At 60.0% G+C, this 25,729-nt stretch carries 22 protein-coding genes; 14 read left to right on the forward strand and 8 right to left on the reverse strand.

All coding sequences use genetic code 11. The features are described from left to right. The first annotated feature begins 75 nt into the window (after positions 1 to 75). Positions 76 to 933: an acyl-CoA thioesterase gene (locus ACURWW_RS10000; protein ID WP_445617121.1), complete on the forward strand. Its 858-nt coding sequence runs from the start codon at positions 76 to 78 to the stop codon at positions 931 to 933. Between the two features lie 65 nt (positions 934 to 998). Here the strand turns inward: ACURWW_RS10000 and ACURWW_RS10005 are convergent, their stop codons facing one another. Next, positions 999 to 1,247, reverse strand: a complete 249-nt coding sequence (locus ACURWW_RS10005) for a GlsB/YeaQ/YmgE family stress response membrane protein (protein WP_445617122.1) — start codon at positions 1,245 to 1,247, stop codon at positions 999 to 1,001. Between the two features lie 197 nt (positions 1,248 to 1,444). On the opposite strand from ACURWW_RS10005, the gene ACURWW_RS10010 reads away from it, so the two are divergent. Then, entirely contained in the window at positions 1,445 to 1,963 is a 519-nt protein-coding gene (locus ACURWW_RS10010) for a CinA family protein (protein ID WP_445617123.1), read from the forward strand. Between the two features lie 45 nt (positions 1,964 to 2,008). Here ACURWW_RS10010 and ACURWW_RS10015 read toward each other — a convergent pair whose 3' ends face one another. After that, positions 2,009 to 2,299: a putative quinol monooxygenase gene (locus tag ACURWW_RS10015; protein WP_445617124.1), complete on the reverse strand. Its 291-nt coding sequence runs from the start codon at positions 2,297 to 2,299 to the stop codon at positions 2,009 to 2,011. A gap of 128 nt (positions 2,300 to 2,427) precedes the next feature. After that, positions 2,428 to 3,303 carry an NAD-dependent protein deacetylase gene (locus tag ACURWW_RS10020; protein WP_445617125.1) on the reverse strand — a complete coding sequence of 292 codons (876 nt, stop codon included), beginning with the start codon at positions 3,301 to 3,303 and terminating at the stop codon, positions 2,428 to 2,430. A gap of 227 nt (positions 3,304 to 3,530) precedes the next feature. Between ACURWW_RS10020 and ACURWW_RS10025 the strand changes: the two genes are divergently transcribed. Beyond that, the gene (locus ACURWW_RS10025; protein ID WP_445617126.1) at positions 3,531 to 4,175 is read left to right on the forward strand and encodes a YceI family protein; all 645 of its coding nucleotides are present in this window, start codon (positions 3,531 to 3,533) and stop codon (positions 4,173 to 4,175) included. 13 nt (positions 4,176 to 4,188) lie between these two features. Then, positions 4,189 to 4,638 (forward strand): hypothetical protein, encoded by a 450-nt coding sequence (locus tag ACURWW_RS10030; protein WP_445617127.1) that lies wholly within the window; start codon positions 4,189 to 4,191, stop codon positions 4,636 to 4,638. Positions 4,639 to 4,684: 46 nt separating this feature from the next. Here ACURWW_RS10030 and ACURWW_RS10035 read toward each other — a convergent pair whose 3' ends face one another. Beyond that, on the reverse strand, positions 4,685 to 6,505 hold the full coding sequence (locus tag ACURWW_RS10035) for an ABC transporter ATP-binding protein (RefSeq protein WP_445617128.1): 1,821 nt from the start codon (positions 6,503 to 6,505) through the stop codon (positions 4,685 to 4,687). A 443-nt stretch (positions 6,506 to 6,948) separates the two neighbouring features. Between ACURWW_RS10035 and ACURWW_RS10040 the strand changes: the two genes are divergently transcribed. The 3 genes from ACURWW_RS10040 (at position 6,949) to ACURWW_RS10050 (ending at position 10,740) form a co-directional block, all read left to right on the forward strand. Further along, positions 6,949 to 8,760: a redoxin domain-containing protein gene (locus tag ACURWW_RS10040; RefSeq protein ID WP_445617129.1), complete on the forward strand. Its 1,812-nt coding sequence runs from the start codon at positions 6,949 to 6,951 to the stop codon at positions 8,758 to 8,760. A 265-nt stretch (positions 8,761 to 9,025) separates the two neighbouring features. Continuing rightward, entirely contained in the window at positions 9,026 to 9,448 is a 423-nt protein-coding gene (locus ACURWW_RS10045) for a DUF2231 domain-containing protein (RefSeq protein WP_445617130.1), read from the forward strand. Positions 9,449 to 9,462: 14 nt separating this feature from the next. Then, on the forward strand, positions 9,463 to 10,740 hold the full coding sequence (locus ACURWW_RS10050) for a PQQ-dependent sugar dehydrogenase (RefSeq protein ID WP_445617131.1): 1,278 nt from the start codon (positions 9,463 to 9,465) through the stop codon (positions 10,738 to 10,740). Between the two features lie 10 nt (positions 10,741 to 10,750). Here ACURWW_RS10050 and ACURWW_RS10055 read toward each other — a convergent pair whose 3' ends face one another. Then, positions 10,751 to 11,239, reverse strand: coding sequence for a class I SAM-dependent methyltransferase (locus ACURWW_RS10055; RefSeq protein WP_445617132.1), 489 nt, complete (start codon positions 11,237 to 11,239; stop codon positions 10,751 to 10,753). Positions 11,240 to 11,628: 389 nt separating this feature from the next. Here ACURWW_RS10055 and ACURWW_RS10060 point away from each other — a divergent pair, with 389 nt between their 5' ends. The 3 genes from ACURWW_RS10060 to ACURWW_RS10070 all read left to right on the forward strand — a co-directional run bounded on the left by ACURWW_RS10060 (position 11,629) and on the right by ACURWW_RS10070 (position 13,929). Then, entirely contained in the window at positions 11,629 to 12,840 is a 1,212-nt protein-coding gene (locus ACURWW_RS10060) for a sulfite oxidase (protein ID WP_445617133.1), read from the forward strand. A gap of 18 nt (positions 12,841 to 12,858) precedes the next feature. After that, complete coding sequence (locus ACURWW_RS10065; RefSeq protein ID WP_445617134.1) at positions 12,859 to 13,200, forward strand: rhodanese-like domain-containing protein; 342 nt, start codon at positions 12,859 to 12,861, stop codon at positions 13,198 to 13,200. A gap of 297 nt (positions 13,201 to 13,497) precedes the next feature. Next, positions 13,498 to 13,929, forward strand: a complete 432-nt coding sequence (locus ACURWW_RS10070) for a hypothetical protein (protein ID WP_445617135.1) — start codon at positions 13,498 to 13,500, stop codon at positions 13,927 to 13,929. Between the two features lie 152 nt (positions 13,930 to 14,081). Here the strand turns inward: ACURWW_RS10070 and ACURWW_RS10075 are convergent, their stop codons facing one another. Next, positions 14,082 to 15,605 (reverse strand): carboxylesterase/lipase family protein, encoded by a 1,524-nt coding sequence (locus tag ACURWW_RS10075; RefSeq protein ID WP_445617136.1) that lies wholly within the window; start codon positions 15,603 to 15,605, stop codon positions 14,082 to 14,084. A gap of 214 nt (positions 15,606 to 15,819) precedes the next feature. Here ACURWW_RS10075 and ACURWW_RS10080 point away from each other — a divergent pair, with 214 nt between their 5' ends. Next, positions 15,820 to 17,625 carry an aminotransferase-like domain-containing protein gene (locus ACURWW_RS10080; RefSeq protein ID WP_445617137.1) on the forward strand — a complete coding sequence of 602 codons (1,806 nt, stop codon included), beginning with the start codon at positions 15,820 to 15,822 and terminating at the stop codon, positions 17,623 to 17,625. Between the two features lie 21 nt (positions 17,626 to 17,646). Here the strand turns inward: ACURWW_RS10080 and ACURWW_RS10085 are convergent, their stop codons facing one another. Next, complete coding sequence (locus ACURWW_RS10085; protein WP_445617138.1) at positions 17,647 to 18,870, reverse strand: MFS transporter; 1,224 nt, start codon at positions 18,868 to 18,870, stop codon at positions 17,647 to 17,649. Positions 18,871 to 19,198: 328 nt separating this feature from the next. Between ACURWW_RS10085 and ACURWW_RS10090 the strand changes: the two genes are divergently transcribed. The 3 genes from ACURWW_RS10090 to ACURWW_RS10100 all read left to right on the forward strand — a co-directional run bounded on the left by ACURWW_RS10090 (position 19,199) and on the right by ACURWW_RS10100 (position 24,324). After that, a complete protein-coding gene (locus tag ACURWW_RS10090) occupies positions 19,199 to 20,059 on the forward strand; it encodes a carbon-nitrogen hydrolase family protein (protein ID WP_445617139.1) in 861 nt (286 codons plus the stop codon). Positions 20,060 to 20,160: 101 nt separating this feature from the next. Next, complete coding sequence (locus ACURWW_RS10095; RefSeq protein ID WP_445617140.1) at positions 20,161 to 22,566, forward strand: TonB-dependent receptor; 2,406 nt, start codon at positions 20,161 to 20,163, stop codon at positions 22,564 to 22,566. Positions 22,567 to 22,686: 120 nt separating this feature from the next. Next, positions 22,687 to 24,324 carry a tetratricopeptide repeat-containing sulfotransferase family protein gene (locus ACURWW_RS10100; protein WP_445617141.1) on the forward strand — a complete coding sequence of 546 codons (1,638 nt, stop codon included), beginning with the start codon at positions 22,687 to 22,689 and terminating at the stop codon, positions 24,322 to 24,324. 69 nt (positions 24,325 to 24,393) lie between these two features. Here ACURWW_RS10100 and aptA read toward each other — a convergent pair whose 3' ends face one another. Continuing rightward, positions 24,394 to 25,704, reverse strand: coding sequence for an omega-aminotransferase AptA (gene aptA, locus ACURWW_RS10105; RefSeq protein ID WP_445617142.1), 1,311 nt, complete (start codon positions 25,702 to 25,704; stop codon positions 24,394 to 24,396). Positions 25,705 to 25,729 lie beyond the last annotated feature (25 nt).

Below are 25,729 nucleotides of genomic sequence, written 5' to 3' on the forward strand. Positions count from 1 at the left end.
TACAATGCCCGCTCTCCGCTTGGGGCGGCCGCGCCGGCCGGTTCCTGCTTCTGACCACAGCCACTCGGGAATTCCATGACACCAACATCGCTGCTGAATCAACTGCTGGACGTCCAGGATCTGGGCGACAACCAGTTCCTGGGCAAACCCCTGGCGGGTGAAACGGGGCGTTTGTTCGGCGGCCAGGTGCTGGGGCAGGCATTGATGGCCGCGGCCAAGACGGTGGATGCCACCAAGCTTGTTCACTCCAGCCACAACTATTTCGTGCGCCCCGGCGACGCAGAGCTACCGGTTCGGTATCAGGTGCATCTCGATCTGGACGGGCGCAGCTTCAGCAATCGCCGGGTGGTCGCTCTGCAAAACGACAAACCCATTCTCAACCTCACCGCCTCCTTTCAGGGGGTGGAGCCCGGACTGGAGCACCAGTTGGACGCCCCCAGTCTGCCGGACCCCGACGAACTGCTCCCGGACGAACTGCTGGCCGACAAACATCACAGTGAGCTGAGTCCCAAGGTGCTGGAGGTGGTAAAAAGGGAGCGCCCGGTGGAGGTGCGGTCCGTGGATGAATCCGCGCACTTCCTCGTGACCCCCAGAAAGCGCGAGCAGGCAATATGGTTTCGTGTTCGCGACCCCCTGGCGGACAGCCAGAGAGTGCACCGGGCAGCACTGGCCTACGCCTCGGACAGTGTTCTGCTGAGTACCTGTACGCGGCCGCACGGTCTGAGCTGGGCGCAAGGTAAGCTGATGTCGGCCAGCATTGATCATGCGCTCTGGATTCACGACAACAATATCCAGGCAAACGACTGGATGGCCTACGTCATGGACACCCCGTGGGCAGGTAATGCCCGGGGCATGAACCGCGGCAGCATCTTCGCAAAGGACGGGCGCCTGTTGGCGAGCGTAGCCCAGGAAGGTCTCATTCGCGCGTTATAGGGTTGGCGAAGCCGAGGCAATCGGCGCGCCCGAAAGGCGGGCGGGCCGTGCCAGCTGGTGCCCCGCTATTTCTTGATTACGCGGTACAGAATCAGCAGCAGAATTGCTCCCCCGGTCGCCAGCAGAAAGCTCCCCAGGTTGAATCCGCTCACCTCCCCCAGGCCCAGCGCAGAGCCAATAAACCCGCCGACGAACGCCCCCGCGACTCCCAGCAGGATCGTGACAATAAAACCGCCGGGATCCTTGCCCGGCATGATAAGTTTCGCGAGCACGCCTACGATCAGGCCCATGACTATCCACGACAGGATTCCCATTGCCAACCTCCATTGTTGTGTGGGTCCGCAGTTAGGACCGCAGCTGAAGGGGCAGGTTTGGCGACCACTGAGGCACAAAGCGCCAGCAAACAAAGTCGGCGCACTTTCCATCCTTCGAACCGACTGGGGGGCTGCGAAGGTCTGGCGCTTGCATACCCTCAACGAGGCACCCGCAACACGTCGCGCGAGGATCGCGTATGGAGCTGTTGGAAAAAACCGTCGATTATCTGAAAGAGAACAAGCTGATCCTGGCCACCGCCGAATCCTGTACGGCGGGTCTGATCGCCTCGGAACTTGCGCGCGTTCCCGGCAGTGGTGGCTGCCTGGACAGCGGACTGGCGGTGTATTCACCGGAATCGAAGAAGCGTTATCTGAACGTGAATCTGGACACCATTGAGCATCACGGCCTTACCAGTGAGCCCGTCGCACTGGAAATGGCCATGGGCGCGCTCAATCGCAACAACGCCGACGTGGCGGTTGCCAACACGGGCCTCGCGGGCCCGGCGCCCGCCGATGACGGCACGGAGGTGGGCACAGTCTGCTTCGCATGGGCGGTCAGGTGCGGCAAGAATTCCTATGCTTACAGCGAGACTGGTCATTTCGACGGCGACCGCAACCAGGTCCGTCTGGCCGCCGCACACTATGCGCTCGAGCGGCTTCCGCATTTCCATCGCAAAGCACTGGACGACCACGGAGCGACCCACGGCGGAGTCTAGGCCAGGCGGTCGGGCACGTCGCCTTTCATGCGCCTCGATTGGCCGTCACAAACCACGACCGCCGACCGGTGAGGTCTCGAAGCGATAGCCAAACCCGGCAATGAGCGGCTTGCCCTTTGCCATGGCGTCCTGCACCGAGGGCAGGGACAGGGAGGCCTGGTGGCTCTCCCGGCTGTCCCAGACCTCCGTAATCCAGATCCCGTCGGCGTCTGTCGGGTCTTCCGCTATGACATAGCTGAGGCAGCCCGGCATGTCTCTTGTGCCCTCCAGAAGTATCGTGACCAGATTGTCCCGTTCGCCGGGCGCTGCGTTAATTTGTCCGATCAAACCGTACATGGTGTTAGCTCCTGTGGTCGAGGCACACCCGGGGACAGCAACCGCCGCTACGCTTGCCCCCGCCAATCTGATGAGTGTGCGGCGAGTGAAAGTTCTGGTCGGGAGTTCAGCCATCTGTGCCTCCATGTTCAGAGCTGCCCCAGCGCAAGGGCGAGCGTTTCTGAGATGCGGGCATTGAGCTTGAGGTGGAGCAAATCGTCGGCCCGGGTGCGGCCCAGGGTCAGGGCCGCCACGGGTTTGCCCCATTCCCGGGCGAACCGGCAAAAGCGAAAGCCCGAGTAGACCATCAGCGACGAGCCCACCACCAGCAGCCCGTCACTGGCCCGCAGTACATCCATGGCGGCCTGAACGCGTTCGCGGGGCACGTGGTCACCAAAGAACACCACATCAGGCTTGAGAATGCCCTCGCAATGGGGACAGTCCGCGATCCGGAAATTGCTGAAGTCCACCTCCAGGTCCGCATCTCCGTCCGGTGCCGTGGTGGCGCGGAAGCGCTGGAAATCGGGATTCATCGCCAGACACCGTTCATGAACTGACTGCCTGTCGCAGCGGTACCCGCAACTCATGCAGATCACTTCATCGGCGCGGCCGTGCAGATCAATAACCCGCTGACTTCCGGCGCGCTGGTGCAGGCGATCCACGTTCTGCGTCACCAGCAGCTGGCTGTGGTCCCGCTGTTCCAGCTCCGTCAGCAGCCGGTGGGCAGAGTTCGGGCGCGACTGCTGCATCACCGGCCAACCCACCAGACTGCGCCCCCAGTAGCGGCGCCGCGTCGCCAGGCTGGACATGAAATCTCCATGCTGGACCGGCTGCTTGCGTTTCCAGGCGCCGTCCTCGTCCCGATAGTCGGGAATGCCGGAGTCGGTACTCACCCCCGCGCCCGTCAGGATCATCAGGCGGGGGTGGTGTCGAATGAACTGTGCCAGGGCCGCAGCCGCTTTGCCGGTGGATGTGCAGTTGGCTCCGGGGCAGGGCGGGGCAGTGCAGGGATTGCTCAGGGTCATGGGTACGGTTATCTCGTGAGAGTTCTTTACTGTAACCGAGTGTCGCTATCCGACAAAGGGCCATGTGCACCGGCTGACGTTGCGACGCAAGCTTGGGCATCCAGGAGGAGTGAGCGCTGTCGATTTATCCGTCCAACCATCGACAAGCTACTTGTCAAAGCCAAAGAGTTTCGCAGAATAGCTGCTCGATTCCGACGGGCTTGATTCAACTTCACAAAGGATGACTTATGACTGGATTAAAAACTCTCGTAGCTGCCACTCTGCTGCTGGCCACGACGGCCCTCGCCCAGCAACCCTCCACTGCGCCGGTGCCGGCGGGCGACTACCAACTGGATCGCGCCCATGCCAGCGTAATCTTCAAGGTGGATCATCTGGGGTTCTCCATGTATACGGCCCGCTTCACCGACTTTGATGCCGAGCTCTACTTTGACCCGAAAGATCTCGAAGCATCGAAGTTGCAGGCGGAAGTGAATGCCCGCTCACTGGAGACCGATTTCCCAACCCCGGAGCAACTGGACTTCAATGCCATGTTGCAGGGCGAGGACTGGCTTGCAGCGGAACAGCATCCGCAAATTCGTTTTGTTTCCAAAGAGGTGGAGACGGTCGGTGAGAACCAGGTGCAGGTGACAGGCGATTTCACCCTGCGCGGCGTCACCCGACCGTTGACTCTGGATGTGCGCTACAACGGCGGTTACGCGGGGCACGAGATGGACCCCAACGCGCGGGTGGGATTTTCGGCCACCGGCACTCTCAAGCGCGCCGACTACGGCATGGACTTCGGCCTGCCGCCGGAAGGCAGCACCATGGGCGTCGGCAACGAGGTGCAGATCATCATTGAAGCCGAGTTCAGTGGTCCACCGTTGAAAGAGTAGCTATTCAGCCGCGATGAATCGGGTGGTACTTGGCAGCGTGGTCGGCAAGGTGTGGAATCTGCCCAACACCGTCATTGGCATTGCCTACGGCCTGCTGGGCTACGGGATCGGCAATATCGGCTTTGCCTTGCGTCTGACGCAATGCCGGCCCACCTGGAGCCTGGGACACAATGCCATCCAGTTCCATGGCAACCCGCTCACCGTGAACCGCTGCGCCATCACTATTGGCAACACCGTGTCCTATGGAGGTCGCCTTCAGCCCGAACACTATGGTGCTTTTGGCGACCCAACAGTAAACGTCGGTCGTCACGAAGAGGCGCATACCCGCCAATCGGAAATTCTGGGAATCCTGTTCTTGCCGGCCTACCTGGCGGCCGGGGGATTTACCGGACCGTTGCGCAACCGTTTCGAAAGGGCAGCGCAGGACTATGGCCGCGGCGGAACCCAGTGGTGGCCCTGGTAAAACTCCCGGGCGAGCCTGGCAGTGTTGAACGACTTTTTACAGCCCGCTAATCCGCCGTGCGCGCCTGCAAGCCCCATAGCCGCGCGTAAATCCCCGCTTTGTGAATCAGGGCGTCGTGGGAGCCGTCTTCCACGATATGGCCTTGCTCCATCACCACGATGCGTTCAAATCGCGCCAGTGTCGACAGGCGGTGGGCGATGGCGATTACTGTGCGGCCGGCAAACAGATTGTCCAGGCTCTGTTGCACCAGCTGTTCGGTTTCCGAATCCAGGGCACTGGTGGCCTCGTCCAGAATGACGATCGGTGCGTCGCGCAGCACGGCGCGGGCAATGGCAATGCGTTGGCGCTGGCCGCCGGACAGCATCACCCCGCGCTCGCCGGCAACGGTCTCATATCCCTGTGGATAGGTCGCAATGAAGTCATGGGCATGGGCCGCACGGGCGGCGGCCTCCACCTCCCCATCGGTGGCCTCCGGCCGCGCAAAACGAATATTGTCCCGCAGGGACATATTGAATATGGCCGGCTCCTGGGGAATCACCGCGAAAGCCTGACGGTAGGCATGCACGTCCAGGTCGGCAACCGATCTCCCGTCCACGGCCAGGCAGCCGCTCTGAGGTTTGTAGAGTGCCAACAGCAGTTTCAGCAGAGTCGACTTGCCCGCCCCCGACGGCCCTACCAGTCCCACCTTCTGGCCCGCGGGGATGAACAGGTTCAGATTTTTCATGACCGGATCGACGGAGGCCTTGTAGGCAAAGGTGAGGTCGGAAAGCGTGATCTCGCCCCGCCGTGGCGTGAAGATCTCGCCGGTCGCAGCATCAGGCGCTTCCACCGCATCCCGGGCGTCGGCCAATACATCCGTCAGACGCTGGAAGCCGGCATAGGCCTCCACCATGGCGTTCAGCTCGTAGGCCAGCCATTCGAAACGCATCCAGGCGCTGACCGTGAACATGAGGACCAGGGTGAACGCTTCCAGGGGCATCGCTCCGGTGGTGGCGAAATAGAGGGCCACGACGAAGATACCCGCGATCCAGAGGCCCGCCAGAAGATTCAGCAGTATCCAGCGCAAGCCCTGGAAGCTGTACAGACGCTGGGCCGTTTGATGGCCCGCCAACTCCACGGTGCGGGCACGGCGCAGAATCGGGCGTTCCAGGGTGAAAATCTTGATGGTCGTCACCGAAGACAGGAAGTCGTAAACGTTGGCGAACAATTCCTCAAACGCTGCGTAGAACCGGTCGAAGCGCCGCCGCAGGGCCGGAAGTGTGAATACGGCGATAACGCAGTAACTCAGGCCAAAAAGCAGGTAGAGCGCATAGAAGAGCGGCGGCACATCCAGCACGGCAATGGCTGCGCCCAGGGACACGAACAAGCCTACCTGGGCGAGAATGGCCCAGAAGAAACTGTCCAGCAGGATCTTGAAGGATTCGCGCCCCTTGTTGATCTTTTGGCCTTTCGCACCGCTGGCCTTGTCCTCGTGCCAGGTTGTGTCCATGGCGATCATCCGGTCCAGTGCGTACATGCCCAGGCTGCGCGTCGCCAGGTCCACCATGATGAGCTGCGGATAGAGCACGGCCACACTGGCGAGAAAAAGGGCGAAGACCACCAGATAGGGCGTGGCGCGAACCATGGCATCGCCGAAGTCCAGCCCGCCCGCGGCGACCAGCCCGATAAAATAGGAAAAGAACAGAGGAATGGCCGCGGCCATAGTATGGCGCATGGCCATGACCAGCGTGACCAGCCAGAAGGTCCGCCGGTAAGGCCCGATTGCAAATCCCATCCAGGACAGAAAACCTCGGCCCCGCGGCGCCCGTGCCGGGTCCAGCGCACGCAAACGTCGCTCGTTGTGCGCCTCGGCCGCTCTCACTCTCATATCCATTGCTTCCTCTCTACTGCTGGCGCCGTACCAGGGCACGGCTTGCTGTTGGGTTACGCTGCGCTAACCCAACCTACGCACGGCTTCGTGGCATGCGTTTTTGTAGGTTGGGTTAGGCCGAAGGCCGTAACCCAACACCGCTGGCGGCGCACCCATCACGGGGCTACGCAACATGCAACTTAATCGCACCCTGATTGTTGGGTTACGCTGCGCTAACCCAACCTACGCACGGCTTCGTGGCATGCGCTTTTGTAGGTTGGGTTAGGCCGAAGGCCGTAACCCAACACCAAGCCCTGTTCCGCACTCCGTCGTCTGCCAGTTTGGTTATTAACGGTAACCCTGATAGACGCTGAAGGTATAGCTTAAACCTACTTAACCCCAATGTCTGTCTGGACAAGTTAGGATAGCGCCGACGGCTTTCACCGGAAGGAGTAAATAACATGATTGATGCCCGCAATTTGATGCTGGCTTTCGGTGCCACTCTGCTGGCTTCCTATGCACTCGCCACGCCCAACACCACCGGCGCCGAAGCCCCCGTAAAAATAGGCGATTTCGCCCTGATCGATCATCAGGGTGAATTCATGAAGGTCAGTCGCCAGCGCTTTAACAAAGCCCTGGTGATCTTTTCCCAGGCCAATAGCTGCAAGGCGGCCGACAAGAGCGTCGCGCAGTTGCGTAAATTGCGCGACAAATGGCAGGGCAAAGACGTGGCCTTCTACATGATGAACTCCGTGGCTGATGAGAACCGCGCTTCGCTCATCGAGACGGCCCAGGCCAAGTCCATCGACTTTCCCATTCTTGATGATTCCTCACAGTTGATTGCCGAAAAGCTCGGCATCACCAAGGCCGGTCAGGTGGTGGTGCTCGACCCCGAGCAGATGACCATCAACTATCGGGGTCCGGTGAGCGGGCAGATCGGCAAAACCCTGCAGAACATTGTGGCCGGTACTCCGGGCGGCATGACCGAAGTCAAAACCCCCAAAGGGTGCGACATCAGCTTCCCGGTGAAGATGGCCCACCAGAAAGCGGTGCCTGATTACGCGACTGACGTGGCTCCAGTGATCGAGAAGAACTGTGCCTACTGCCACCGTGAGGGCGGCATCGGGCCCTTTGCCATGAACAACCACGCAATGGTTCTTGGTTTCGGCCCCATGATCAAAGAGGTGCTCCTGACCAAGCGCATGCCGCCCATGCAGGTGGACCCGCACTTCAATCATTTTACCAACGCCAACTACATGTCCGACGACGAGTTGCAGACCCTGGTGCACTGGATCGATGCGGGCGCCCCGCGCGGCGACAGCCCGGAAGATCCGCTGACCAAAATCGCGCACGCGGACCTGCGCGCATGGCAGATGGGTGAGCCGGATCTGGTCCTGAAGTTGCCGAAACATGACATACCGGCCACCGGGGTACTGGACTACATCAACACCACTGTTGCGTTCGGTCTCGAAGAGGACAAGTGGATCAAGGCCGTGCAGTTCATTCCCGGCGATCCCGCGGTACTCCACCACCTGCTGACCTATGTGGTCCCACCCACCGAGGAATTCGTACCGGGTCAGGAAGTGCAGGGCGAGATCGGCGAAGCCCCGCCGCCCCGTCGACGGGGTGACGGTCCCGCGGCCGGCCTCAACTCCCGCAAGTTCCTTGAAGGCTATGCCCCCGGCAAAGTGGACGCTATGACCTTCCCGGAGAACACCGGGGTGTTTGTGCCCAAGGGTCATCACCTGGCCATGCAGTTCCACTACACCACCAACGGCAAGGCCACCACCGACGAAACCCTGCTGGGTGTTTACTTCTACGACGAGGACGAGCTTCCCGAGCACGAGTACCTGAACACGGCGGTTGCCACCCAGTTCACAATCCCGCCGCACGCTCTCGAGCACAAGACCGAGGCCAGCCACCTGTTCGAGGAAGAGATCGTCCTCTACGGTCTGCGCCCGCACATGCACTTCCGTGGCAAGGACATGAAGTTTACTGCGGAACTGCCCAACGGCAGCACCAAGGTGTTGATGAACGTGCCCGACTACAGCTACAACTGGCAGCCCACGTTCGCGCTGAAAGAACCGATCAGGCTTCCGGCCGGCACCAAGGTCCGCGTGTCCGGAGCCTTCGACAACTCGAAGTACAACCCGGCGAACCCGGACCCCAGCAAGGAGCTTACTTTCGGTCTGCAGACCTGGGACGAAATGTTCATCGGATACTTCTCCTACTACATCGCTGACGACCAGAAAAAAGAAGTGGCGAGCAAGTAGCAGATGGGGATTCGAAAAAAGGCGCCTTTCGGGGCGCCTTTTTTTTGTGAGCGATTTCTGGCAGCGGGTTGAAAAAGGCCGTCCTGGGTTTGTTCAATGCGGCGCATGTCCGCAAACCCTCTACCACGAACCAAGAACTTACGTGCTCGATTCGCGAGCCGAACGTCCCTGTTCGGCCTGGCAACTGCCCTGATCGGGTCGATTATTGCATTGGGGAGGGAAGTTAAGGGAAGCGCTCCTCGCAAACAGCATTGAGGTAAATCCTGTGCCAGTCACGGAAGATCAAGCACATCAGATAATGGTCCACCCTGTTCATTCAGTCCTGCTCGCAGGGAGTGTGCCCCTGTTCCTGGGAGCACTATTAAGCGACATCGCCTACTTTTCGACGTACCAGATCCAATGGAGTAGTTTCGCTTCCTGGCTTACTGCTGGTGGTCTTGTGTTCGCGGGATTCGCAATACTGTGGGCCGTCGTCGATCTGATCCGTGGCCGCGGAATGCATGTCCTGATCTATACGCTTCTGCTACTGGCCACCTGGCTTTTTGGTTTCATCAACGCCCTGGTTCACGCGCGCGATGCCTGGGGGAGCATGCCAGATGGTCTCATTCTTTCCGCTGCCGTGCTTTTGCTCGCATGCGCAGCGACATGGGCAGGCTTTTCCGTCCGGCGGGTGGGAGGTGCGCGATGAAGTCGTGGAGAGGTTTGACTATATCACTGCTGATGGCGTTGCTGATTGGCTGCGACGGCGCTGATCCCGACCAGAGGCTCGTAGGGCCGGACCCGGTCCTGCCAGAGCCGCAGCGTGGCTTATTGCCCAGTATGACCATTGCCGACCCGGCTCCCTGGGGCGAGCAGCTTCCGACAGTGCCCGAAGGCTACACCATCACGGCCATTGCCACCGATCTCAAGATTCCTCGGCAGACGCTGGTTCTTCCCAACGGCGACATTCTTGTCGCTGAAGGAAGGGGCGGCAACGCGCCGGCCTTGAAGCCAAAAGATGTGATTGCCGGTTACATCAAGGCGAAGGGCACCACCCAGGTTGAGAGCGGCGACCGCCTGACGCTGCTGCGTGACGCCGACGGGGATGGTGAGTATGAACTCCAGAAGGTCTTCGCGGAGAACCTCAATGCTCCCTATGGGCTCGCTCTGGTGGACAATAACCTCTATGTGGCCAACCAGGACGCTCTCGTGCGTTTCGAATACCGCGCCGGGCAAACTCGGGCCAGTGGTTCCCCGCAGACGGTTACCAGGCTGCCCTCAGCCATCAACCACCATTGGACCAAGGCACTCGCTGCCGGACCGGACGGTCGGTTCCTGTACGTGGGCATTGGCTCCAACAGCAACATCACCGAGCGCGGCATGGAAGCTGAAGTGGACCGGGCGGTGATCTGGGAGATTGACGCCGAAACCGGAGCTCACCGGCAATATGCCACCGGGCTTCGCAATCCCACGGCGCTTGCCTTCCACCCCGACATCGGCCAACTTTGGGCAGTGGTGAACGAACGGGACGAACTGGGCCCGAATCTGGTCCCTGACTATCTCACCTCCGTGCGGGAAGGGGGGTTCTACGGCTGGCCCTACAGTTACTGGGGCCAGCATGTGGATGAGCGCGTACGCCCGCAGGATCCGACCAAGGTCGCCTCGGCCATCGTTCCCGACTACAGCCTGGGTTCGCATGTGGCCGCCCTCGGCCTGGATTTCTCAGTCCCTGCCATGGGCGAGTCCTTTGCAGAAGGTGTGTTTGTAGGCGAACACGGGAGCTGGAATCGAGAAGAGCCGGCTGGTTACAAGGTCATCTTCATTCCATTCAGCGATGGCCGGCCAGGGGGCGAGCCGGTGGACTTTGTAGGCGGCTTTATGGGCGCTGACGGAAAGACTCGTGGGCGGCCGGTGGGGGTGACGGTGGATCCGCGCGGTGCGCTCATTGTTGCGGACGATCTGTCGAACACAATCTGGCGTGTTGTTCCCGCCAGAAAGTGATTGTCGGAGATTAAATCGACAGCGCATCATTCGCATAGATGCTGACCTTGCGGAACTCCGCACTTTCATCCAGATCGGGGAGGGTGCAGCCGCCTGTTTCGCAAAGTTTCCGGTATCCGGGAAAATCGAAAAGTTTGATGCGCGAATCCCCAACCAGCACTCCGTTTGCCCGTTCCCGAAACCGGTGCAGCCAGGGAAGGTTCCCGCGGTCGTACAACACATCCGCGGCGACGATTACGTCGATCTCGCCGCGCACCTGATCAAAGTCCTCGCTGAGCGTCAAAGCCACCCGGTTGAGGCCGGCGTTGGCGTCTGTGGCAGCGCGTGCTAGCGGGTCGATATCACAGGCGATAACTTCGGCGGCGCCCGCCATGGCAGCGGCGATAGCAACCACCCCCGAGCCACAGCCGAAATCCAGCACCCGCTTGCCTGCCACCAGGGCCGGTGGTCCAACAGGTAACGGGCCAGCACCGCGCCGGAGGCCCAACAGAACGCCCAATAGAAGGGCTCCTCCATCAGCCGCAAGGCCACCTCCGGTGGAATGCGCTCGCGGGGAAAGTCGGCATTGATCAAGTAAAGCTCGAGGGGCAAATCGGGGGGTGCAAAGGGCTCGATACGGGCGTCTGGAAGGAGCGACTGCACAGTGCAGTTTAGGGCTGAAGAGGGCATCAGAAGAGTCGTTCGATTCCGGTCGATGGAGAACAGCGCTGAGCATAGCAAAACCCGCCCTGAAGCCAAACGGCAGCAGCCCAACTGTCTTTCACAATCACTAGAGCGCTGACAGGTCCCAGACTAACGACAAAGGACTCCCGCGCTAACTATTATTTGCTTGAACAATAGCGAACTGCTGAGTAATGTCATGATTCAGCAAAAACCAGGGACCCTCCCATGCCCAAGCAACCCCGGACAACAGCCGATACTATCAACAAGGCTGACGACCAACCCGCTTTAGATTCCCCTGAGGCACGCGAACGGCGCGAGGCGATCAAAACAGGTCTTCTGGCGGGGTCCCTCGCCGCGCTCCCCGCCTGGATGATGCCGGCCCTGGCCGATGGTGAGGAGTTGGTTCCCTTCAGTGATATGCCGGCCGATTTTGCCCGTGGCCCGGCGCAACCCGGTGCCATGCACTACCTCGACACGCGGCAGATATCCTCGTTCTACACCAATAACGCTGACTTTTACGTGGTGCAGCACTATGGACAGCCGGATCTCGACCCGGGCAGTTTCGAGTTGGGCGTTACGGGCCTGGTGAAGAAACCGCAGACCTTCCCTCTGGAACAACTTAAACGTTACCGTCGCAGGGAGCTCGATGTCGGGTTTGAATGCGGCGGCAACCAGGACCGTCTGTTCCATGGTCTGATCGGCAACGCCAGGTGGGCCGGTGTGCGCCTGGACGAGGTGCTGGATGATTGCGGGATTAAGCCGGAAGGGACTGAAGTGGTATTCTTTGGCGCCGACGTGGGTGAAGAAGAGATTCGCGGCCGCAAGGTACAGCAACATTTCGGTCGCAGCCTGTCGGTCGAGGACGCAATGAACAGCGGTGCACTGCTCGCCTATGAGATGAACGGCGCACCGCTACCGCTGTTTCACGGTAAACCGTTGCGTTTGATCGTGCCCGGCTGGTACGGTGTTGCCAACGTGAAATGGCTCAGCCGTATCCATGTGCAGGACACGCGCTACATGGGCCGTTTCATGGCGCGCGACTACGTCACGCTGAAGCGCGACCCTGGCAAAGAAGATCGCTGGGTCGAAAGCTCGGTGGGGCGGATGAACTTGAAATCGGTTATCACCCGCCTCACGAGACGCGGCGATGAATACACAGTGAGCGGTTTCGCCCTTAACGACGGGACGCCTTTGAAGAGCATCGAAGTCAAGATTGACGACGGCCCATGGCGACCGGCCCAGTGGCACGAGCAGAACGGCCGCTACTCCTGGAAGTTGTTCTCATGCCAGTGGACAGCTCCCGCGCCCGGCGAACACACCCTGGTGTCGCGCGTCACGGACAAAAAAGGAAATGTTCAGCCTGAGCTAAGCGCTGTTCCCGAAAAAGCCACTTACTGGGAAAACTACGCTCAGGTGCCCCGAACAGTAATCATCTAAACAAAAAAGGAGTCTATTGTGCGTTCTATTAAATATACCATCAGTATTGCATTGCTGAGCCTGTTGTCATTGGTGGCTCTGGCCGAAGACCAAGGGCACAACGTCTGGATTGATGTTCGCAGCGAAGCGGAATACAAAGTCGACCACATGGAAGACAGTACCCTGATACCGCACACGGAAATCGCCGATGGAATTGCCAAGCTCAATCTGGACAAATCCGCTCCGATCAAACTGTTCTGCCGCAGCGGTGGCCGCGCCGGCATGGCGAAGCAAACGCTCGAGAGCCTGGGTTACAGTAACGTAGAGAACGCGGGCGGACTTGATCAGGCCCGCAAATTAAGGGCCGAGCTTGAAAACTAGCCTTTCGCGTGTCTGCTTCACGCGTCCTGGAATTGACCAGAACGCGTGAAGTTCGGCTCATCAAATGATGAGCGGTTCTAAAAGAAAGCTGGACGATTCCCCGGTCCGAGCACAACCCCGCTACTGGATGTTCAGTTTCCTTTCGTAAACACCGGCGTTGCCCATTCCTGCCTGATGGGAGTAGACGGTCAGGACGAAGTCGCCAGCCTCCGGCGCCGTTACCTGACCCGCAAAACTCCGGTGAAATCCAGCGCCTGCTCACCCACGACCTCGCCATCCCGGTGGAGCTGAGCGACGGTGGTGAAGTTGATCGAAGACAATGACTACGGACTTGTATCTTCTGCCTCGGGTGTGATCAATGTATCCGGAACCGGGCCCGATGGATTCCCGACCAGTGGAGTCACACTGCGCAACCGGTTTATCGGAGCGCTTGGCCGTTTCGGGGGGCACCTGCACTTCGCCGAGGCAACGGTGCAGGGATCAATCTGGTTCGGCATCTACGTTCATACCAACGCGGTGGTGCAACTGAGCAATGGCAACGTGATTACGGGCAATCGCATCGGCCTTGAAGCCCGGAAGAATACAACAGTGTCTCTGGGCGATGTCAACGACATCACAGGTAACCAGACCGGATTGAAGTGCAGTCCGGACACAACCTATCACCTGCCGGGTGCAGCCCCATCGATCGAAGGTAACGGAGTCAATGTGGATGGCTGTTTGGGCTTCTAGCCATCGCGGGTCTCGCCGGGAGACGGCCGGGCTTCAGCCGTTTCCCTCGAGACATGGATCGCTTTCTTTCGCACCAGGCGATCTTTCGCTGAGCCAAAAGCGGCTCGGGGGCGCATGCGTCCCACCCGTTCGGGTACGACGCATGCCCTCCCTTACTCGCCAACCGGCGGTGCCACGTACGCACTTTCGATGCCGGTCTTTGCTCCAAGCATGCTGCCAATCTCAAGATAGCGATTGTTCTCTTCCGTATAGGCGGGCCAGTTCACCAGGCCATCCACACTCGGGTTGCCCGTCCTGGCAAACTGCGCCCAAAGGGTGGCGGTGTTGTCGGCTACTGTCATATCCAGATCGTCGTGCTCGGGAACTTCCTGGGAGCAACCGCCGCGTCCGGCGAGATAGAGAGTTGTGGGCGAGGTGAGGCCGGTGGGAACGGCTCCAAAGACATAGGTCAACTCCAGGCCGTGGAAGGCCACGCAACCTTCTTCCTTCCGCCAGCCCTTCGGCAGGTGGGAAAAGTTATACACGTAAGTATCGGCCGATGCGGTGGTGCTGTGCAGGTTTGCCATCAGGGGCACACTGGTCTGCAGGCTGGTTTCTCCTTCGTTCGCGCCCACGATCAGGGGCACATCGTGCTGCTTGCCCTGCTTGAACAGTTCATTGACCGTATCGGGAATCACGTAGCCATCAACAACCACGTTTGCGCGAAACCCCACCTCCGGTTTGCGCGCTGCCGCAATAAGGTCCTGCCAGCTGGCCTGACGCATCTGTTCAAGCGCATTCTCCGGATTGTCGATGCCCAGTGCAGCCGCCAGTTTCTCGCCTGTTGCCTCCGCATCCTCGAGCATGGTCACTCGCTGGGTCGATACGAGAGCGGAGCCGCTTTGCACAATTGCCTTGTGGAACAGGCCCTCGGTCAATGGCGAAGCCATTTGCGAAATGGTTTTGGTGCCGCCGCCGGATTCTCCGAAAATGGTGACATTGTCAGGATCACCGCCGAAGGCTGCGATGTTGGCTTGCACCCATTCCAGAGAGGCTTTGAGGTCCAATGTACCGTAGTTGCCGGAGGCACCATGCCCGGATTCAGCGGAAAGAGCGGGGTGAGCCAGGTAGCCAATCGGTCCGAGCCGGCTGTTGACCGTTACGACCACCACCCCCTTGCTGGGCAACTTGGGATGGTTGTAGGTGGTGGAGTTGCCGGTTCCCGAGGTCAGCCCGCCGCCGTGAAAGAACACCATCACCGGCTGCCTGGCGCTGGCGGATTCGGCAGTCGTTACAACGTTGAGGTAAAGACAGTCCTCGCTGATGGGGCCACCGGCACCCATGCTGCTTTCCCCCTGCGGGCAGCGGTTGGGCCATTCGGTCGCATCGCGCACACCCTCCCAGGCCGTGGCGGGCTGCGGCGGCTGCCACCGCAGGTCACCGACCGGCGGCGCCGCATAGGGAATGCCGCGGAATATCCGGGCCGAAACACCCGCTTCGGACACGGTGTCGCCGCGAACGGCGCCCCATTGCGTTTCCACCACCTCGCCGACCATCCCCGTGTCAGCACTGGTGGTTTCAGCCTCTGCCGTCGGTGTCGCGGTTTGTTGGGACTTGCTGGATTGTTCGCCGCAGCCGACCAGAAAAGTGGCGCTAATCAGGAGGGCAGTCACACTTCGGAGGTTCAACTTGTTCATAGGGCTCACCCCTTTTTTATAATCGTTATATTGGTGACTGGATAGTATTGGAAACAAACATCAATTTCCACCGATCGCGGGGGGAACCTTGTGTTCATCTCCGAAATTGTGCAACTCTTCCTGCCTTGATTTACCCACGCCATGGAGAGCATTATTTCCCTCCCGGAAACATGCGGTTGCTCGTACGGCGGCGCAAAAACCCAGCGGCCCTACCATGGCAGAATCACTGATTGTACTGGACCCGCAGGCGGACAAGAGTCTGCAGGCGCAGATACGGGAAAAGATCATCCAGGGCATTCTCTCCGGTAGCATCCCTGCCGGACACAAGATGCCATCCTCGCGCAGAATGGCGGAGCAGCTTGGGGTTGCTCGCAATACAGTCGTTCTCGCCTACCAGCAACTGGTGGACGATAGCTTCCTGGTCACCCGTGAGCGCAGCGGCTTCTATGTCAACGAGGCGATTCTGCAACAGGGCGTGGTCAGTCATACCGGGTCCACAGAGGGGGCCAGCAATACCGATGTGGACCGCGCCTTCTGGCGCGACCACTGCAACCCCGTCTCCGTCAGTCGCCGTGCCCTGCAATCGCGGCCGGCCAACTGGCTTCAGTACCCCTTTCCCTTTGTGAGCGACGAATACGATCCGCGCCTCTATCCTGGCGCCGAATGGCGAGAGTGTACCCGGGACATTTACACAGGCCGCGAGGTGGCTCAGTGGGCAACGCTCGGGGCGAATGAAGATGACCGGCAGTTGGTGGAACAGATTTGTACCCGTCTCCTGCCCCGTCGCGGCATTTACGTCGAGCCGGGCCAGATTCTATTGACCAGTGGCTTGCACCAGGCCTGCTATCTGCTTGGGCAGTTACTGCTGAACGCCAATCGCTCCCTTGCTCTGGTACAGCCCGTCTGCACCGAAATCGGGGAAATTTTTCGCCGCACGGGGGCGCAGATACATGCGCTTCCCCAGGACAGCGACGGCCCCCTCGTCAATCAAGCAGCGCCAACTGGCGACTGCTGGTTCCTGCAACCCAATGCCCATAACCCCACTGCCGTCACCACCAGCCTGGAGCGCCGCCGGCAACTGCTGGAGCGAGCGGAGAGGCGAGGCTCGGTCATTATCGAGAACGACTGCGGCCATGAATTCTGCTATCACGGCAGCCCGCTGCCGCCGCTGAAGAGCATGAGCGGCGGCGAATCGGTGGTCTATCTCTACCAGTTCCCCAAGGTGATTGATCCGGGAATGCAACTCGCTTTTGTGGTCGCGCCCAAACCGGTGGTGCAGCGGCTGCGTGCCCTGCGCTATACGCTGCGTGAGCGGGTCCCGGCGATCAATCAACGGCTGCTCGCAAAGTTTGTGGCATCGGGCCATCTGGATGCGGCCACCTTCCGTATCACTCAGCAGTTGCGCGAGCGCTGGACAGCACTCGGCGAAGCGCTGATGCATCACTTACCCAAACTGCACGTGCGCCGCGCAAGTTGTGGTACCGCCTGCTGGCTGGAGTTGCCCCATAGCATCGATGTGGAGCAGCTGCACAAACGCGCGGAGCAGGAGGGTCTGCTGGTCGAAAGTGTAAGGGAGTCGAACTCACTGCGCCTCGGCTTTTCAGCGATCGCTACAGATAAAATCGAGGCGGGCATCAAGGTGCTGGCGCAGTTGATCAACGGCGAGATCTCCGATACCGAGGAAACCCTCCAAACCGCTAGCGGGCGCCGCCTTGGTGCCGCTGAATTGCAGGCAGAATTTCCGGGCGCGGTACTGCTGGGCACCAATACCCTGGGAGAGTCTTACCGGATCCAACTGCTGGCCGACGGCACCATGCTCGGATACGCCCGTAACGACGTGGACGTGGACGAGACTGACGCAGGACGCTGGTGGTTGCAGGGTGATATGTGGGTGCGTCAGTGGCGGAACTGGTCCTACGGACGCAAAAGAAGTTTTTACGTAGTGGCGGACGAACATCGCATCAAGTGGTTTGACGAAGGCGGCAAGCTGATCGATACCGCCGTTCTCGCGCGGGAATAAGGGCGACCGCGAGGGCCCACCCTAGGTAGAAGCGCTATCCAGCCGCGCCGCCGCCGGCAGGGCCGCCAGGCATATAGCGAGCATCCCGCAGGCTATGGCTATCAGCTGCGTATAGCTGCCCCCACCGGATATGAAATAGCCGGCGATCAGAGGCCCGCAGGCCAGCCCCATTTTCGAGGCGAAGCCACCGAAAGCTCCCATCTGTCCCGCAGCATCGAACCGGGAGGTCATGGTCAGCAGGTAGGGCACGCAGAAGGCCCAGGTAAAGCCCGTCACAATATTGGCGAGAATGAACACCACTTTCATGTGGCTGAAAACAAACATCGCCAGCCCCAGCAGCGTCACCACCAGAGCGACAGCCAACGGCAGAGTTAGCGGGTAACGCTGCCCGGTATAGGCGGCGAGGGCAGCTCCACCGATGGCGATGAGATTGGCCCAGAACAGCGTCTGACTGATGAATGGCAACGGCAGTCCGAAGGACTTCCCCAGATCGAAGATGAAGGCAAACAGGGCCATGTTGGCAAACTGGAAACAGAACAGGGACACCAGTGTGATCAGCATTGGCGTGATCGCTACCCTGGCACTCTCCCGTACTTTCCTCTCCTCCTGCTTGCTCGGCAGTGGGTAGTCGGCCAGAAAGGGCAGCATGGCCAGCGTCAGCAGACTGAAGGTGATCAGCGCATAAAACGGTACGTAGGTCCCGTACAGGGATACCAGCGCCGGCAGAAAGCCCAGGCCCAGTGCGCCACCGGTGTATTGCACCAGCAGCACCATGCTGTAGGCGCGACCGGCGATGCCGCTGCGTGCAATCGCGGCAAAGCTCAGACCCACCAGCGCACCACCGAGTATCCCATGCACCAATCGGAGCGGGATCAGAAGTGCCGCATTGGCGAGGGAGATGGTCAGCACATCCATGCCAATGGAGCAGATGAGGAGTACGAACGCGGCCAGCTTCCACCGTGGGATTTTTCGCACCAGCAGCGACACGGTAAACGCGCCGATCACTGCACCCATGGTATTGGCAAAGGTGATCTCCCCCGCCTGTCCCGCCGACAGGCCGGCGCCGGCCATCAGGGAATCCACGATTACCGGAAAGATGTTGACGTAATAAAGGCCGGCAGAGGACAAAAACGCGAGTAGTATGCTGGCTGTCCAGCCCTGGGGATCCGCAGAAGGAAAGCTCCGGATCACATTGCCGAGGGCTTCGCCGTTATTTCCTGCCACACTTTCCGCATTGTTGCTCATGATAACTCCCGGTGGATATGCCAGATTCATTATTTGATAGTCGCCCTGTAGAGGTCCGGCGGCCATCCAGGGGGAACAGGACCGGTGCGGCAGATTTGCCCCACAGCCCGGAACAACGCTAACCGATCGTGAGCGAGAATATAGGGCCAGATGCATTCAGACAATGGAGCCAAAGCCCGGAGAGACGCTCCGTAAAAGCCAGCACGGGCGATTGGACTCATGGGATGTGAGCAACTGGACCTATTGTCCACCGCTCGCTTCTTTCAAGATAGGCCCATACAGTCGGCCGCACTTGGCGCGGCCCCGGTACAGCAGGAATGGTCTGGCAATGAGCGTGATCAACGGGAGCAAACACTTTGGCGTGGCGGCGTTGCAATTGACCCTCGCCGACGCCGACAATCTTGAGCTGCTGCTGCAGCGCATTCAGAAGACCAAGCTGCGCTTCCCATGGGTGAAGATGGTCGTGCTGAGCGAACTGGCGCTGCGGGGCGTGGGCGTCCAACACGCCCGCGAACTGCCATCAAGAGAGGAAGCGGCCTTTTGCAGTGCCGCACGGGAACTGGGCATCTGGCTGGTTCCGGGCTCCATGTACGAGAAGTGTGGCAGCGCGGTTTACAACACAACTCCGGTCATCAACCCGGACGGCGAAGTGGTGGGGCGTTATCGCAAGATCTACCCCTTCCTTCCCTACGAGAGGGGCGTTACCGGCGGTGGCCAGTTCCTGGTATTCGACGTGCCGGAGGTGGGTCGCTTTGGGGTTTCCATCTGCTACGACATCTGGTTTCCGGAAACCACGCGTGCATTGACCTGGCTCGGGGCGGAAATGATCATCCATCCCACCAAAACAGACACCATCGATCGCCGGGAGGAACTGGCCATTGTTCGCGCGAGCGCGGTCACCAACCAGTGCTACGTGGTGGACGTCAATTCCGCGGGCACCCAGGGCGTCGGCCGTTCGATCATCGTCGGCCCCGAGGGCGAGGTGATCCACGAAGCCTCGGTGAACGAGGAAGTGATCGCCTTCGAAGCAGACTTTTCCAAGGTAAGGCGGGTGCGCGAGCGGGGCATGAAAGGCCTGGGGCAGACTCTCAAGAGCTTTCGCGACACACCGGTGCGCTACCCGCAATACGAAGCCGGCGCAGTCTCGCCAGCCTATGAAGAGCTGGGCCCATTGAAGGTCCCCGACTGATTGCCCCCGGGAACTGAGTCGACCGGAAGGTTTGCAATCTATTGCCACCCAAACCCGTGTTCGGCACAGCACGCCTCAACTATAAAAACGCAGAGGGAATCATGAAACAGAAATTCAGAAAATCCAGCCTTGCAACAGCCGTCGCTGCGGTCTCGGCCAGTTATGCACTGTCGGCCCCCGGCGTCACCTTCGCGCAAGAGGCGCAACTTCTCGAAGAGATCGTTGTGACCGCAACCCGCCGCGCTCAGAACGTTCAGGACATCCCCTACAACATATCCGCAGTATCCGGTGCGGACCTGGAGGCAGCTCAGGTCACCGACGCAGCGGAAATGATGCGCGGTGTTCCAGGCCTGACCGTCGTGGATCGCGGCTACCGTAACTCGGGCACCGTGAACGGTGTGGTCATTCGCGGTATGAACATCGACACGGGGGCCAACGGCGATGTACCCCTGTCGGCCGTAGGCACCGTTGCGACCTACATCGACGATACCCCGCTCTATGCGAACTTTGTACTGAAGGACATCGAGCGGGTGGAAGTTCTGCGCGGCCCGCAAGGAACCCTTTATGGATCGGGTTCCCTCGCCGGTACTGTGCGCTACATCATGAACAAGCCCCGGCTTGGGGAGTTTGAGGCCGAGGTAGGCACCAGCTTCAGTCAGACAGAAGGTTCCGAAGGCTACAACCTCAAAACCGATGCGCTGGTCAATCTGCCGCTGGGCGAGAAGGTCGCCTTCCGCGCGAACATCGGCCAGATCGACAATGACGGCATCGTCGATTATACCAACGTCTATCGGACGAACAACGGTAGACCGGTTGCCGAAGACGGCGACCTCACCAACGGTAGACCGGTGTTTCAAAGCGTCGAGGATGCGGACACCGTCGATATCACCTACGGGCGTGCGGCCTTTCTGTTCGAACCAACGGACAACGCCACGGTACAACTCTCCTATCAGCAGCAGGAAGATGAAATTGGCGGGCGCCGTCAGGTCACTACAGGGACTCACTGGGTCAACGGTACCGAGCAGCCCTACGACGATTACGAGAACGGCGCGGTCATTCTCGAACCGTCCGAGCGTGATGTGGACCTGACCTCCCTGGAAGTGGAGGTGGATATGGGCTTCGCGACCCTCACCTCCAGCACCGCCGATTACAACCACAGTGGAACGGGTATCAGCGACAACTCCGGTTTCTACGCGGCGATGGATTGGTTTGAAGGGCTCTACTACGGTACCCCGCGCCCCGTGGCGAAGGCCGAGCGCTTCTACGAAGACTCGGCGCTGGTGCAGGAGCTCCGTCTGGTTTCCAATGCAGCCGATGCGGCGGTGGATTGGGTTTTTGGCCTGTACTACATGGATCAGGACTCCAAGGCCGGTCAGAACAGCATCATGCCCGGGTGGGCCGAGTGGACCGCCGCCGCGCCTACGCCCTGGGACCCGAGCGTCAGTCTTGCGGATACTCTGACGGGGTGGGCAGCCGACGTACAGGATCAGGACTTCTACTTCCGCCGCAGTCGAAACTTCGTCGACAAGGCGCTGTTCGGCGAGGCCACCTTCAACTTCACCGATGCAGTGCGCATGACTGTGGGCATCCGAAGCTTCCGCAACGAGCTGGTCAACGAGTCGCAACTGGCGCTGCCGATCTGGCCGACGCTCGGCAACGGCGACGCGTCCTTTGAAGTGAAAGAAAGCGACACCCTGTTCAAGGGCAACTTGTCGTGGGACATTTCCGAGGGGCTGATGAGCTACGCGACCATTTCCGAGGGTTATCGCCGTGGGGGTTCCAACGCAGTGCCCACCATCGGATTTTACGCCGAAGACACGGGTTATCTGCAGTACGATTCGGACTCGGTGTTGAACTACGAACTGGGTCTTAAAGGCACGGCCGACGCGTTCCGCTATACACTTTCAGCGTTCTACACAGACTGGAAAGACCCGCAACTCAACACGGCGACACCCAATTGGGGCTTCTTCGCGGCCATGAATGGTGAATCGGCGCGGGTGCAGGGCCTGGAATTCGAGATGGATGGCAATCTCACCGACAGTCTGGCCTACACCTTCGGCTATACCTACGTGGACGGGGAGTTGACGGACGATTTCGTGACCCCGACAGGGGTTACCATCGCCGAAGACGGCGAGCGTCTCCCGAGCACCGCCAAAAATACCGTTTCCATAGCCATGGATTACACCACTTCGCTGACCGACGGAATTGACTGGGTCTCGCGAATCAACGGTTACTACCAGTCCGACACCGAGAACGCCATCGGCAACAGCCTGACCGCAGCGGAGATCGACGCCTTCCAACTCTGGGGGCTTAACACCTCCCTGGTAGCCGACCGCTGGGTCGCCAGTCTGTTCGTCAAGAACGTCTTCAACGAGGACGGGGTGACCGGGCTGATGCCCGAACGCTACATGGGTACAGACCCGAGTGAAAACTTTCTCGGCAACTCGTCCAAGGACTATATCAGCCTGCCGAGAACCATTGGCCTCTCCGGAAGCTACCGCTTCTGACTGCAAAAAAGCCGGCCGCCCTGGCCGGCTTTTTTTGGCGTCGATGGTGGAGCCGTTCCCGTTCTTCCCTTGATCATGATGCTATGCTGACCGTCAGATGATACTGACACTGGTAAGATCATGAGTGACGCAAATCAGTTGTACAACTCTGCGTTGTCCCAGTTGCGGCGCAAGGAATTTTTGCAAGCAGCCGAAACCGCCAGGCGAGTTCTGGGACTGGACCCTCTGCTGATCAAGGTTTGGCGCTTGCTGGCGGACAGCGTTGCTGGCCTGGGGCAGTTGGACAAGGCCATAGAGTATCTGCAACAGGGGCAGCGCTGCGCCGAGCCAGGCTCGGCTCAATGGATCAATGTCAGCCTGCACCTGACCGAGGTACTCATCAGGGCGGGCCGGCTGGGTGAAGCCCGGGAAGCGCTCGATGGGCTTTCCCTGTCCGGCATTGAGCATCCAGAACCTCTCGCCCAGGCAGCCTACCTCTATTCGCTTTGCGAAACCCATTCGGAATCGAAATCCCTTTACGAACGCGCTCTCGAGTTGGCGCCGGAGAATGTTCAGATCCTTTTCAATTGCGCGGCCGCGAATCGGGCCACGGGCGACCTGGAAAGAGCCGAAGCATTGTATGACCAGGTGATTGCCCGGCGTCCGGACGATTTCGAAGCCTGGAAGAATCGCAGCGACCTTCGCAGGCAGACGGACGAGAGAAACCATATCGCCGAGCTACAGAGGGCTTGCTCCCGACCAAATCTTCCCGCTGCAGGAGCAAGCCAACTGGGGTTTGCCCTGGCCAAGGAATACGAAGATCTGGGGGATTACGAGAAGAGTTTTGCCGCGCTCGCGGAAGCCTGTCGACTGCGGCGCAGCGGTATCCGCTACAGTCTGGAGCAGGACCTGGAAAGGCTGGAAGCCATTCAGAACGTATACACGGGAGAACTGATTGGCGGCTACGAGCAAGCACAGGACCAGAACGCTCGCGGCGAAGGCATCATTTTTGTACTGGGTATGCCGCGAACCGGTACCACACTCGTGGACCGTCTGTTATGCGGGGCGGACAGCGTGTACTCCGCTGGAGAGCCGGGGACCTTCGCCCGGGAGCTGACTTCTGCCGTTCGAGAGCTGAAGGCTCCGGTCCGGAAGGAAACCGGAACAGCGGCAACGATCGAGGGACCGGCCGATTTTGTACGCCGGTCCTCTGCCATCGACTTCGCAGGGCTGGGCCGCCGCTATCAGGCCGAACTGAAGCAACGGCTGGTGGCAGATGGGGCCTGCGTCATCATCGATAAGAACCCGATGAACTTCCTCTATGTGGGCCTGATCCGCATGGCACTGCCGAAAGCGCGTATCGTGCACCTGTGCCGCGATCCCATGGACAGCTGTTACGCAATTTTGAAAACACAGTTTCGCAATGCCTACCCGTTCTCCTACGACCAGTCTGAGCTTGGCCAGTACTACCTGGCCTACCGCCGATTGATGCAGCACTGGCACAACGTGCTGCCCGGGTTTATATACGACACCCCTTACGAAAAGCTGGTGGAGAACCTGGAGGAGGAGAGTCGCAGGTTATTTGATTTCTGCGGACTGGAATGGACGGAGTCGGTGCTGGAGTTCCATCAGCAGAAGAAGCAGGGGACTGCGACCGCCAGCGCGGCCCAGGTTCGCCAGCCGGTGTACAAATCCTCCGTGGGCAAGTGGAAGAACTACCGCCAACAGCTGCAGCCCCTCGCCGAGGTTTTGAATGCGGGGGGCCTGGCAGACTGCTGAGAAGTTTTTCAACAGACTGCCAAGGTGGAGTGAGGCGGGTTTTGTCGTGCCCACGCCCTGCGTCCAGTTTTACAACGAGCCGATCACACCGCGCAACTTGTCGACAATGGCGTCGATCTCCGTGGGCTCGATGATCAGCGGCGGAGACATGCACAGCGCATCACCGATTCCGCGTGCCATCACACCAGCGTCCCAGGCCAGCCCGGCGACCTTGCCCCCGAACTTGCCCTTGAGATTTTCAGGCGCGCGCAGTTCGATGGCGCCCACCAGGCCGTAGTTTCTCACGTCGATCACATTGTCGAGGTCCGACAGGCTGTGCAGTGCGTCTTCCCAATGCTGGCCCACCTCACCGCCGGCGCGGGTCAGCAGCCCTTCGCGCTCATAGATGTCCAGGGTTGCCATGCCCGCGGCACAGGCGACCGGATGCGCGGAATAGGTATAGCCGTGGAAGAATTCCACTGCCCCTTCCGGCGCTGCGTCCAGCACCGTTCTGTAAATCTCGTTGCTTACGAACACGGCGCCGAGGGGCACGGCAGCGTTGGTGATTCCTTTCGCGGAGGTGATCATATCCGGGGTCACGCCGAATTCGCTGGAAGCGAAGGGAGAGCCCGTGCGGCCCCAGCCGGAAATTACTTCGTCGAAAATTAACAGCAGGTCGTGTTTGTTGCAGATCTCCCGCAGGCGTTGCAGATACCCTTTTGGCGGTAGTATCACGCCACCGGCGCCGGCAAAGGGTTCGACGATCACCGCAGCAATCTGATCCGCGCCGTGAAAGGCCACCAGACGCTCGAGGTCTTCCGCCAGTTCCGCACCGTGTTCCGGCAGACCGCGGCTGAAGGCGTTGCGTTCCAGATCCAGGGTGTGGCGCATGTGGGTGGACTTAACCGGCTGACCAAAGCTCTGGTAGTTGGGTGCGATACCGCCCACGGAGATTCCGCCGAAGTTCACGCCGTGATAGGCCCTCTCGCGACCGATAAATAGCGTGCGTGTACCCTTGCCCCGTGCGCGCTGATATTGCAGGGCAATCTTCAACGCGCTCTCCACCGCCTCGGAACCGGAGTTACCGAAGAATACATGGTCAAGGCCGTCCGGGGTGTAGCTCACCAGGCGCTCGGCGTACTCGAAGCTCAATTCGTGTCCGAAGTTGAAGATGGAACTGTAATCCAGCGTTTTGGCCTGCCGGTGAATCGCCTCGGCAATCTCCGGGCGGCAGTGGCCGGCGTTGGAGCACCAGAGGCCCGCGGTCGCGTCAATGATCTGGCGGCCGCCTTTTTCAGTCAGGTAGATACCCTCGGCGCGTTCCACAAACCGCGGCGCGGATTTAAAGGCGCGGTTGGGGGTGAAGGGCATCCAGAAGGCGTCGGTCTTTGGTTCGGACATGGTTTTTGCTCCGTTTGTTTTCTGA

The sequence above is a fragment of the Gilvimarinus sp. F26214L genome (genome assembly GCF_054401055.1).

Bases quoted from the DNA above. Each gene is read 5' to 3' on its own strand.
- ACURWW_RS10090 (WP_445617139.1), top strand. From the start codon at position 19,199: ATGAGCGTGATCAACGGGAGCAAACACTTTGGCGTGGCGGCGTTGCAA.
- ACURWW_RS10030 (WP_445617127.1), top strand. From the start codon at position 4,189: ATGAATCGGGTGGTACTTGGCAGCGTGGTCGGCAAGGTGTGGAATCTG.
- ACURWW_RS10060 (WP_445617133.1), top strand. From the start codon at position 11,629: ATGCCCAAGCAACCCCGGACAACAGCCGATACTATCAACAAGGCTGAC.
- ACURWW_RS10020 (WP_445617125.1), bottom strand. From the start codon at position 3,303: ATGACCCTGAGCAATCCCTGCACTGCCCCGCCCTGCCCCGGAGCCAAC.
- ACURWW_RS10075 (WP_445617136.1), bottom strand. From the start codon at position 15,605: ATGAACAAGTTGAACCTCCGAAGTGTGACTGCCCTCCTGATTAGCGCC.
- ACURWW_RS10095 (WP_445617140.1), top strand. From the start codon at position 20,161: ATGAAACAGAAATTCAGAAAATCCAGCCTTGCAACAGCCGTCGCTGCG.
- ACURWW_RS10010 (WP_445617123.1), top strand. From the start codon at position 1,445: ATGGAGCTGTTGGAAAAAACCGTCGATTATCTGAAAGAGAACAAGCTG.
- ACURWW_RS10085 (WP_445617138.1), bottom strand. From the start codon at position 18,870: ATGAGCAACAATGCGGAAAGTGTGGCAGGAAATAACGGCGAAGCCCTC.
- ACURWW_RS10005 (WP_445617122.1), bottom strand. From the start codon at position 1,247: ATGGGAATCCTGTCGTGGATAGTCATGGGCCTGATCGTAGGCGTGCTC.
- ACURWW_RS10000 (WP_445617121.1), top strand. From the start codon at position 76: ATGACACCAACATCGCTGCTGAATCAACTGCTGGACGTCCAGGATCTG.
- ACURWW_RS10015 (WP_445617124.1), bottom strand. From the start codon at position 2,299: ATGTACGGTTTGATCGGACAAATTAACGCAGCGCCCGGCGAACGGGAC.
- aptA (WP_445617142.1), bottom strand. From the start codon at position 25,704: ATGTCCGAACCAAAGACCGACGCCTTCTGGATGCCCTTCACCCCCAAC.
- ACURWW_RS10035 (WP_445617128.1), bottom strand. From the start codon at position 6,505: ATGAGAGTGAGAGCGGCCGAGGCGCACAACGAGCGACGTTTGCGTGCG.
- ACURWW_RS10080 (WP_445617137.1), top strand. From the start codon at position 15,820: ATGGCAGAATCACTGATTGTACTGGACCCGCAGGCGGACAAGAGTCTG.
- ACURWW_RS10040 (WP_445617129.1), top strand. From the start codon at position 6,949: ATGATTGATGCCCGCAATTTGATGCTGGCTTTCGGTGCCACTCTGCTG.
- ACURWW_RS10025 (WP_445617126.1), top strand. From the start codon at position 3,531: ATGACTGGATTAAAAACTCTCGTAGCTGCCACTCTGCTGCTGGCCACG.
- ACURWW_RS10100 (WP_445617141.1), top strand. From the start codon at position 22,687: ATGAGTGACGCAAATCAGTTGTACAACTCTGCGTTGTCCCAGTTGCGG.